This window comes from Pseudopedobacter sp. (assembly GCF_040392825.1).
Lineage (GTDB): Bacteria > Bacteroidota > Bacteroidia > Sphingobacteriales > Sphingobacteriaceae > Pseudopedobacter.
This window is the reverse complement of the sequence record NZ_JBEBVH010000139.1, coordinates 1-10,177: the sequence shown is the minus strand read 5'-3', so window position 1 is coordinate 10,177 and position 10,177 is coordinate 1. Positions and strand designations below refer to the sequence as shown.

Here is a 10,177-nt window from a genome sequence, read left to right as displayed (position 1 = left end):
AAAAACAGTGTACTGAACAATCATAAAGCACTGACAAGCCTCATTTTTGCGTTCGGAATACAGATACATTAATAAAATACTGCCAGCAAAAATAAAGCGTTAACTGTTTTTTTACGTGTGGTAGGTCTAGCAAAAGGCACAAGCGGGATTGAGAAAGGCTTTTGGATACTTTTGGCCTCAAAAGTATCTAGGCTAGTCCGGCTACTGAGGACGGAAAGCCTTGTGCGTAAGCAAACAATTATTAACACCTCTCATCTCTGCCTACGAGAGCATAAAAAATTTCTCCAAAAGAGAGTTTAGACAGATCATGAAAACAGAAACATAAAGTAAAACTAAAAACAGGAATATTTCCTAGCGATCTTTACGGTTCTTCAATCTATAATACCTATAAACCTTAACCGCACTCATAATTACTACCGCAAAAATCACCAGACCCACTAGACCATAAAGCCAGTCAATAGCACTTTTCAGAATAACAGTAAACACAATTGCCACTAAAAAAATGGTAGCCAATTCATTCCAAAAACGTAATTGTGTGCTGCTTAACTTAAAGATGCCAAGTCTAAGTTGCTTCATAATAGATTGGCATCTGAAATGATAGATCAGCAACCCCAGTACAAAAGTCAGTTTAACATGCATCCAGCCAACAGAAAGTAAACCGGGATTCAGGTATAACATCGTTAAACCAGCTAAAACGGTAAGCACCATGGCCGGAGTAGTGATGATATTCCATAGCTTAGATTCCATCAGCTGGAATTGATTCTGAAGTATACTACGATCTGCTTCCGGTTTTTCGTTGGCTTCGGTATGATAAATAAACAATCTGACGATATAAAATAACCCCGCCATCCAACTGACCATAAAAATGATATGAATAGCTAAAACGTATCTGTACATTTTTCAGTTTTTTATTTCAAAAGTCCCTCTCGAAAGAGAGGGATTTAGGGTGAGGTCTCTTAAACGCTTTTTATAACTTCAATTGCGTATTTCACGTTATCAAAAGGAATATCCGGCATAATACCATGGCCGAGATTGAAAATAAAACCTTTTTCACCTCTCATCCTTTCGATAATCCTTAAAATCCTGTCTTTTATCACAGCTTTATCCGCATATAGTACAAATGGATCTAAATTCCCTTGTACAGCAATACCCTGCGGAAGAGCAGATTTAATATTTTTTAAATCTGCATTCCAGTCTACACTTACAACATCCGGCTTAGCTTCGGCCATTAACGGTGCAAAGACCGAGCTTCCCTTACAGAAAGAAATTACAGGAACCGTACGATTCAATCTGGAAATAATATTCTGAATATAACGATGAGAGAACTCCTTATAATCATCCCAACTTAAAGAAAGCGCCCAGCTATCAAAAATCTGAACAGCGTTAACGCCTGCGGCAATCTGCATATTCAGATAATCTACAGTCACATCAGCTATTTTTTCTAATAACTTATGCGCTGCTTCTGGTTGGTTGAACATGAATAGCTTGGTTTTCTTAAAATCTTTAGAAGAACCTCCTTCTACCAGATAGCTCATTACCGTAAACGGAGCACCTGCAAAACCAATTAAAGGTATCTGCTGATCTCCAAGCTTAGATAAGCGCCCCTGAATAACCTTAATAGCATCAGCAACATATTGAAGCCGGTCTAAAACATCAACTTCTAAAGCCTCTATATCTTTTATGTTTTGTACAGGATTTGCAAACTTAGGCCCAACGCCCTGTTCGAAACTTAGCTTTCCGCCCATAGCCTCGCCTGTAACCAAAATATCAGAGAACAAAATTGCAGCATCTATGCCCAATAAATCTACCGGAAGCATAGTAACATCTGCAGCAATTTCAGGAGTTTTGCACATTTCAAGAAATGAATATTTATTCTTGATTTCCCAATACTCGGGCATAAATCGTCCTGCCTGACGCATCATCCAAACCGGTGGACGTTCTGTTTCCTGTGATAAAGCCGCCTTAATAAATAACGAATTTTTCATTTAAATTTTCTTTAACTCCCTTTCTATGTTTTCTATAATACTTTTTTGTCTTGATGTTAGAGGCAAATCTTTGGTTTCGGCCAACCAGGCCAACCCTTTTTCCCTGTCTCTGTTTCTTAAAGCAATATTTGCCAGATGCAATAGAGAAGCAATAATGTCTCCCGCCCGCAATCCTAAAAATGCAGCCTTACTTAAATGGGCCTCCGCTTCTTCGTAATCAGCCTCCTTTAAGGCAATGTTGCCTAAAATAAATTCGTAATAAGGCAATCTTTTCTTACTCAATAAATTAGGATTCTTGATGGAATATAAAAGTGCTTTAGCTTTTGCATAATCACCATTTTTGTATTGCCTGGCAGCCAAAACAACCGTTCCCTCTTTGAAATACCCCCAAATAACATAGCCTATGAAAAAAACGGCCAAAAGCGTTATTTCATAGACTTTGAAATAAAAAGCCAGTACGGCTACAAAAGCCAGAAGAATGCAAACTAAAACCCTCGCTCCGTTAGTAAACATTAGCCAGCATCTGTAAATTTATAGCCAACGCCACGAATTGAGTGAAAATAAATAGGATTTTTTTGATCTGGCTCGAAATATTTTCTAAATGTAAGGATGAAATTATCTATAGTCCTGGTTGAAGGATAAACATCGTAATTCCAAACAGTTTCTAAGATCTGCTCTCTGGAAACCGCTTCATTCTTACGCTCTATCAACAATTTCAGTAACATAGTTTCCTTTTTTGTCAACGGAGTAATGGTACCATCTTCATTTTTCAATTCATAAGAATTGAAATAAATAGTTTTATCACCTATTTTATAAGAGTTTAATTCTTTCAGTTCATCACCTTTCATGCTTCTTTTAATCAGGTTATTCACCCTTAAAATCAGCTCCTCTAAATTGAAAGGCTTCGTTAAATAATCATCTGCTCCTTTTTTAAGGCCAGTTATTCTATCTTCCGATGTATTTTTAGCCGTTAGGAACATAATCGGAACCTCAGAGTTTTCTAGTCTTATTGTTTCTGCGACCTGAAATCCATCGATCTCTGGAACCATCACATCTAAAATGATCAGATTAAACTTTTCCTCTTTGAAAACTTTTAAAGCTTTTTTACCGTCGGTAACCGCTCTCACAAAAAAGCCTTCCATTTCGAGGTTTAATTTGATAGCTTCCAGAAGATGCTCTTCATCTTCCATCAATAAAATTCTTTGTTTATTTATCATGATAAATACTTGTTAATCCAAAGAAACCTCAAAAACAGTTCCTTTGGGAGTGTTATCTTTTACTTTAATTTGTGCCTGGTGATTATCCAACACCTGCTTCACAATAAATAACCCCAAACCCGTACCTTTAGTTTTTCGAGTGTCCTCACTTCCAACTCTATAAAACCTGTTGAATATTTTTGGTTTTTCCTCGTCCGAAATCCCTATTCCTAAATCAGCAACTTTAAAACAAACTTTTCCATTCGGAGATTTAGATACTCCTACAAATATTGGATCGCACTGAGCGGAATATTTTACCGCATTTTCTATTAAATTCGACACTACAGCACTTAAAGAGAACTTATCTCCGGTTACATAAACGTCCGGCTCTATATCTGTAACCAAAGCCTCTTTACTGCATACATGAATCTGCAATCGGCCAACAACTCTTTCTACCAATTCCGAAAAATTAAAACTTTCCTTTGGAAAGCTGTAAGAATTGTTCTCAATTTTAGCTGCCAGCAGCATATTCTCCACCATATCGTCCAAACGCTCGACATCTAAAAGAGACTTTCTGATGAAACTACGCTGTGTTTCTGTATCCAGCTCTCTTTTCATAATGGTTTGAAGATAAAGTTTAATGGAAGCTAAAGGCGATTTCAATTCATGAGTAACAGAAAGCAGGAAGTTCTTTTTCTGTACATTCATCCTACGCTCTCTGTTAAATGCCTTGTGAAGCATAATTGCACCCAAAGTCATTAACGAAAGGAAAACTACACCCTCTCCAACTACCATCCATTTCCTAACCGGATTATACGCAATCAGCAAAGTTGCCCACCAGAACAGCTGTGCTATTACATAAAAGACGATAATATAGAAAATGGTTAGCGGCCTCATAATTTACTTTTTGAATACGATATCCAGAACTTCGAATATAACACGTTTTACCTTCTCCAGCTCTGTTTTATTATGTTCTGATGAAATAAAACCAACTTCATAACCCGAAGGGCCAAAATAAACACCTCTGTTCAGCAACTCTTTATGCATTTCCTTAAATCTTTCCATTCCGCTTGCATCAATATCATCTGCACTTTGAATCTTATCTTTATCAGTAAACGATATCCAGAAAATAGATCCTATCTGGAAAACTTTCAGTTTATAATTCTTGGCCGATGCATAGCGTTGGATAGACTCGGCAAATTCCTGTGTTTTAGAATTAAGCTCTTTATAAAATCCGGACTTCAAAAGTTCCGATAATTGCGCAATACCTGCGGCCATAGCTACCGGATTTCCGGATAAGGTTCCCGCCTGATAAACTCCACCGTCTGGAGAAATATGTGACATAATTTCTGCTGAAGAAGCATAAGCGCCAACAGGCAAACCGCCACCTATAATTTTTCCATAAGTGATAATGTCCGGCTGAATATTATAATAGCCGGCAGCACCTTCAAAACCAACTCTAAATCCGGAAATAACCTCATCAAAAATCAATAGGGAACCATTTGCTTTAGTAATTTCTCTTAAGAATTCCAGATACGCTTTATCCTGCAATAATAATCCGTTATTTGCTGGAATAGGCTCTATGATGATTGCCGCAATCTGATTATCGAAAGTTTTAAAAGCTTCCGATATAGCTTCTCTGTCATTAAGAGGAACAACTATGGTCTCATTAGCGAATGCTTTTGGAATACCTGCAGAAGAAGTTTCTCCGAAAGTAACCAATCCTGACCCTGCTTTAACCAATAAGGAATCTGAGTGCCCATGATAACAGCCTTCAAACTTAATAATCTTATCTCTTCCCGTTACTCCTCTGGCCAAACGAATGGCAGACATCACTGCCTCTGTCCCCGAACTGGTAAACCTGATTTTCTCAATATATTTATTATTATTGATGATTAGCCCCGCTAATTCATTTTCTAATGCAGTTGGTGCCCCAAAAGACATTCCATGTTGCATAACCTCAATAACTTTCTCTCTTACTTTTGGATGATTGTGACCCAAAATCAACGGGCCCCAGGAGCAACAAAAATCAACAAATTTATTTCCGTCTGCATCCCACAAAAAACATCCGTCACCTTTTTCTATAAATAATGGCGTTCCGTAAACGGATTTGAAAGCTCTAACTGGTGAATTTACACCCCCGGGAAAAAAGGTTTTAGCTTTCTCGTATAAAGCTTCAGATTTTTCCCTTACAATCTCTTTCCGCTCCCTGTTTGAAACAGGAATATCGTTGTCATTTCCGGATAGTATATTCTTAATAGAGTCGAACATTATAATAGAATTGATGTATATCGTTAATAAGCAAAATTAAATCCAACCTTTTTCCAAAACTTCCTTAGCGTGATAAGTTAAAATCACATCAGCACCAGCCCGCTTCATTCCCATTAAAATTTCGGTAATCGTTCTCCCTTCCTCTAACCAGCCTTTTTGTACAGCAGATTTTATCATTGCATATTCACCGCTAACATTGTAAGCTGCAATTGGTAAGTCAAAATTATCTTTCAGGACTTTAATAACATCTAAATAAGCTAATGCTGGCTTTACCATTAAAAAATCTGCACCTTCTTCAACATCTAAAGCCGCTTCAATAAGAGCCTCTCTTTGATTTGCCGGATTCATCTGATAAGTTTTCTTATCACCAAATTTGGGAGCCGACTCTAACGCATCTCTGAACGGACCGTAAAAAGCACTTGCGTATTTGGCCGTATAAGACATAATAGACGTATTTTTAAAACCCTGACCGTCTAAGGCCTCACGGATATATCCTACCCGGCCATCCATCATATCAGATGGTGCTATAATGTCTGCACCTGCTTCTGCATGCGCCAAAGACATTTTTGCCAGGATTTCTAAAGTTTCGTCATTTAAGATTTCTCCATTCTCCACTAAACCATCATGCCCATCCGAGCTATACGGATCCATAGCAACATCTGTAATTACACATGCCTCGGGGAAATTCTTCTTAACTTCTCTGATAGCCCTTAAATAAATGCCGTCTTTATTTAAACTTTCTGTAGCAACCTTATCTTTTTTAGATTCTTCAATATTCGGAAAAAGGTCAAACGCCTTAAGTCCCAGGTTCATGCAAGACTCTACCTCTTTCAATAACAGATCTATAGAATATCTGTAAATACCCGGCATAGAAGATACTTCTGTCTTCCTGTTTTGCCCGTCTATAATAAACAATGGAAAAATTAAATCAGAAGCTCTTAAATGATTCTCCTGCACCATATCTCTGATAACTTGAGATTTCCTGTTTCTTCTCGGTCTGCTTAACATTTCTTTCCTTTTTATTTATTCATATCTATACCAAAAACAGCTTCTGCCAGACCAATTTCATCCGGCGACGCAGGTAATATATATGATGTGATATTTATCTCTTCCAGCTTTTTACCTGTAGAAGCCCCAATAGATACTATTTTTTGCCCTGGTTCTAAAAGATTTTCCTCAAAATAGGCCTGAACGTTAGACGGACTGGTAAAAACTAAGATATCAGCATAGCTTTTATCTACGTCGTCCAGCAAAATCGTCTCGTAAACTACCAGCTCATTAATCTTTGTGTCAGCAGAAAGGCCTTTTATAATACTCCTTAAAGAATCTTTTGCCATTGGAAATAATACGCTTGTTCCATTAGCAACAGCAGCAAATTCCTCCGCTACATCTGCAGTATCACTACTTTCGCCAACAAAATCGGGTACTTTACCCAAAAGACGCAACGCATCTTCCGATCCTCTGCCCACTACACCAAACTTAACATGCTTAGGTAATATTGGCTCTAACCTGAAAAAATAATCAATGGCGTTTTTACTATTAAAAAAGATCCAATCGATGTGTTTAAAAATGTATGAATCAATTTTATGGATAGTTGGAACTGTTTTAATCAAAGATCTTGCATCAATCTCAATATCATGTTTTGCTAAAGCTCTGGCAAAATAACTATGTTCAGACAACTCCCTGGATATAAAAACCTTCTTAGGTAAATTTCTATTAGAATAATCAAATTTCTGAACAATTCGTTCAGCTAAACCTTCTGTAGTTTCAGCTTCCAGATACAATCTGTCCACAAATTCCTCGGCTTCATCCGACTTTGCTGTCCATACTTTATATACACCATCTTCCTTTTTACAGTAAGAACCTAAAGGCATATGGCACCCACCATTGAAAAGATTCAAAACTTTTCTTTCTACCGCAATACATGCAGCCACTTCTTCATCATGAATTACATGCTTTAAAATGGAATCCAGTTCCATATCTCCTTCTCTTATCTGAACAGCCAGGACACCCTGTGCCGGAGCAGGAACCATTTCAGCTGCAGGTTCAATAGTTTCTATATAAAACTCAGATAAATCTAGTTTCAATCTGGAAATACCTGCTTTTGCAAGAACTATAGCATCATAATTCTCATCTCTGAGTTTTTGGATACGCGTATTCACATTCCCCCTTAAATCCTCAAATTCCAAATCTGGTCTTACCGAAGATATTTGTGATTGCCTGCGATTAGAAGATGTACCTACCAAACCATTATGCTTTACAGAAAGCTTTTTGGAAGTGTCTGTACAATCTTTTAATATCAATAAAACCTCAGATGGATCTTCTCTTTCCGAAACTGCCGAAATAAATAATCCGGGAGGATTCTCTGTAGGTAAGTCCTTGTGTGAATGTACTGCTAAATCTATATCACCAGCGATCAGGTGCTCTTCCAATTCCTTTGTAAAAAAGCCCTTCCCTTCTAACTTATCCAATCGCAGGTTAAGAATATTATCACCTTGGGTCTTTATAATCTTGATTTCTGTCTGATAACCTGCTTCGTTTAGTTTAGAAGCTACATGATTAGCTTGCCATAAAGCTAAATCACTACCTCTTGTACCAATTTTAAATATTCTGTCCAATGATTTAAAGTATTTCCCGTAAATTTACTCAATAGGAAGTGTTAAAAAAAGCTATATAAAGAATTAAGAATTCTTAACTAAAATATCTTTAGCAATTACCATAGGCACGCTAATATATTTCTTTTCCATATAAGCCATAACCTTTTCGAGAACCTCCCTTGAATTATCATCCAAAGTATTAATCTCGTTGGCAAATACATCATTTAAAGCCCTTGATCTGATTTCCTTAATCTTTTCAGGAACTTCTTTCATTGCAATTTCGACCCTTCTCTGCTTCAGGATAGGCCTAAATTCCTTTATATTTTGTTCGATAATAGCTTCACCGTTAATCAACTCCTGATAACGCTCTTTAAGGTTCTGGTCAGCTATATCTTGTAATGTTTTAACTTCTATATAATCCAGGTGATTATTTGCAATTACTTCCGGAGCTACATCATTAGGAATTGCCAGATCTACTATAACTTTCTTCTCTTTCTCCCCTGCAAGCAGAGATGTATAAAGATCGTTCGTTAAAATAGGATCTATAGAACCAGTACAGGTAATAATAATATCAAATCCTTCCTTATAAGTCTTTAAAGCCTCTAAATCATAAGCGTTTCCTCCCAGTTCATCTGCAAGCGCTTGCGCCTTACTCAATGTTCTATTAAAAACAGAGAAATTATGATACTTGTGCTTCTTTAAGTATTTAGAAATGTTTTGGTTTGTTTCTCCCGCACCTATAATTAAAATCCTACTGTTTGGATTGATTTTTAACGACCTTAATTTTCGATAAGCTATAGATACTACAGATATGGGATTTCTGGAGATATTAGTATATGTATAAATTTCCTTTGCCGTTTTAACTACCCTACTCATGATTAGACGAAGAAAGTCACCTGTAAATCCTCGTTCTCTGCAAGTCTCATAAGCCTTTCTTACCTGAGCCAGAATTTCCTTCTCTCCTACTACTAAGCTCTCTAAAGAACTGGAAACCCTCATTAAATGATTTAAAGCATCTTCCCCCTCATAAACATTGCTGTTATCAATCATAGATTTAAGAATCTCACCATCCAGTTCCTTCTTATGAAATGCTTTTATAAAATCTAAAGCAAACTCCTTGTCAATAGCTTGTTCAGAAGTAAAAACAAATTCCACCCTGTTACAAGTACCTAAATAAAATATCTCTGAAATATTAAATCTATTGCGAACGGAAGTTAATACATTATCAATAGCATCATTACATAACACTAAACACCCTAGCTTCTCCAATTCAATGTGTTTATGAGTAAATGCTATAATCTTTAAGGTCTTCAATTAGATAATTTTTAAAACTGTACAAAAGTAGCCTTGTATTATCAATCATGTGTCAATCATTTGTCAATTTGAAAGTAACATATCAACATATGAAAGAAGGCTGGATCAAATATAAAAGCAGATTTTTTATCAAAACATGATTACTCTCACTTATTTTAATAATAAGAGAACAAATATAAAAAGGTATTCCGATGGTTCCATCAGAAGTATGTCTTATTTAAGAAAACAATTGCGCTTTTGAATACTCTCCTATCCCATTTATATTATTTATAGTATGGTAATAGCAGATCTTTTGTAAAGTAGCCTGCAAGTAGATATTATGTTCGTTTTAACAAACTGAACTGACTAAAAACGTCTAAAAAACCTATATCATATTGACTAACAAATTCGAAATTGTCAGGGAGATTTGCGGTAAACTAGAGGAATATAAGTGAATATCAAACCAATAACTGTCGAACTCAAATTATAAGAAATGATTTAGTGTGCTGACTTCTCTATAGAAGTTTATCTGGCAAAGTGCAGGAAGTATTACTCTTTAATCTGACAGCATATTATCACCATGAAAAAACACCTACATCTTATTCACAATATAGCAAAGCAGAGGGTAAAAAACCACCATTATTACGTTCAGGTTCTCGCCCATTAATACTCTATTCATTAGCCCTGAATTAGCCATAATAATAAATAAGTCTAGATAGGATGTCATTTGTCAGGGACATTGGTCATTTAATAGCTTCCCATCAAGGTACCCGATAAGGCAAAAGGTAAAGTTCCTGAATGATATCCCACTTTAACTATCCAGGGACATAGAATC

Annotated in this window: 9 protein-coding genes; all 9 read right to left on the bottom strand. The window is 36.4% G+C overall.

Features of this window, described 5'->3' with window-relative positions:
• Positions 1-351 precede the first annotated feature (351 nt).
• The 9 genes from hemJ to hemA all read right to left on the bottom strand — a co-directional run bounded on the left by hemJ (position 352) and on the right by hemA (position 9,363).
• Positions 352-897 (bottom strand): protoporphyrinogen oxidase HemJ, encoded by a 546-nt coding sequence (hemJ, locus tag ABWO41_RS10945; RefSeq protein WP_353137620.1) that lies wholly within the window; start codon positions 895-897, stop codon positions 352-354.
• A gap of 59 nt (positions 898-956) precedes the next feature.
• Entirely contained in the window at positions 957-1,985 is a 1,029-nt protein-coding gene (gene hemE, locus ABWO41_RS10940; protein ID WP_353137618.1) for a uroporphyrinogen decarboxylase, read from the bottom strand.
• Positions 1,986-2,498, bottom strand: coding sequence for a tetratricopeptide repeat protein (locus ABWO41_RS10935; protein WP_353137616.1), 513 nt, complete (start codon positions 2,496-2,498; stop codon positions 1,986-1,988). It lies immediately after the preceding gene.
• Positions 2,498-3,202 (bottom strand): response regulator transcription factor, encoded by a 705-nt coding sequence (locus ABWO41_RS10930; RefSeq protein ID WP_353137614.1) that lies wholly within the window; start codon positions 3,200-3,202, stop codon positions 2,498-2,500. The genes ABWO41_RS10935 and ABWO41_RS10930 overlap by 1 nt, the downstream gene beginning before the upstream one ends.
• Positions 3,203-3,214: 12 nt before the next feature.
• A complete protein-coding gene (locus ABWO41_RS10925) occupies positions 3,215-4,078 on the bottom strand; it encodes a sensor histidine kinase (protein ID WP_353137612.1) in 864 nt (287 codons plus the stop codon).
• Positions 4,079-4,081: 3 nt separating this feature from the next.
• Complete coding sequence (gene hemL / locus ABWO41_RS10920; protein ID WP_353137610.1) at positions 4,082-5,452, bottom strand: glutamate-1-semialdehyde 2,1-aminomutase; 1,371 nt, start codon at positions 5,450-5,452, stop codon at positions 4,082-4,084.
• 36 nt (positions 5,453-5,488) lie between these two features.
• Positions 5,489-6,460, bottom strand: a complete 972-nt coding sequence (gene hemB / locus ABWO41_RS10915) for a porphobilinogen synthase (protein ID WP_353137608.1) — start codon at positions 6,458-6,460, stop codon at positions 5,489-5,491.
• Positions 6,461-6,471: 11 nt separating this feature from the next.
• The gene (gene hemC, locus ABWO41_RS10910) at positions 6,472-8,070 is read right to left on the bottom strand and encodes a hydroxymethylbilane synthase (protein WP_353137606.1); all 1,599 of its coding nucleotides are present in this window, start codon (positions 8,068-8,070) and stop codon (positions 6,472-6,474) included.
• A 63-nt stretch (positions 8,071-8,133) separates the two neighbouring features.
• Positions 8,134-9,363, bottom strand: coding sequence for a glutamyl-tRNA reductase (hemA, locus tag ABWO41_RS10905; RefSeq protein ID WP_353137604.1), 1,230 nt, complete (start codon positions 9,361-9,363; stop codon positions 8,134-8,136).
• Between the last annotated feature and the right edge of the window lie 814 nt (positions 9,364-10,177).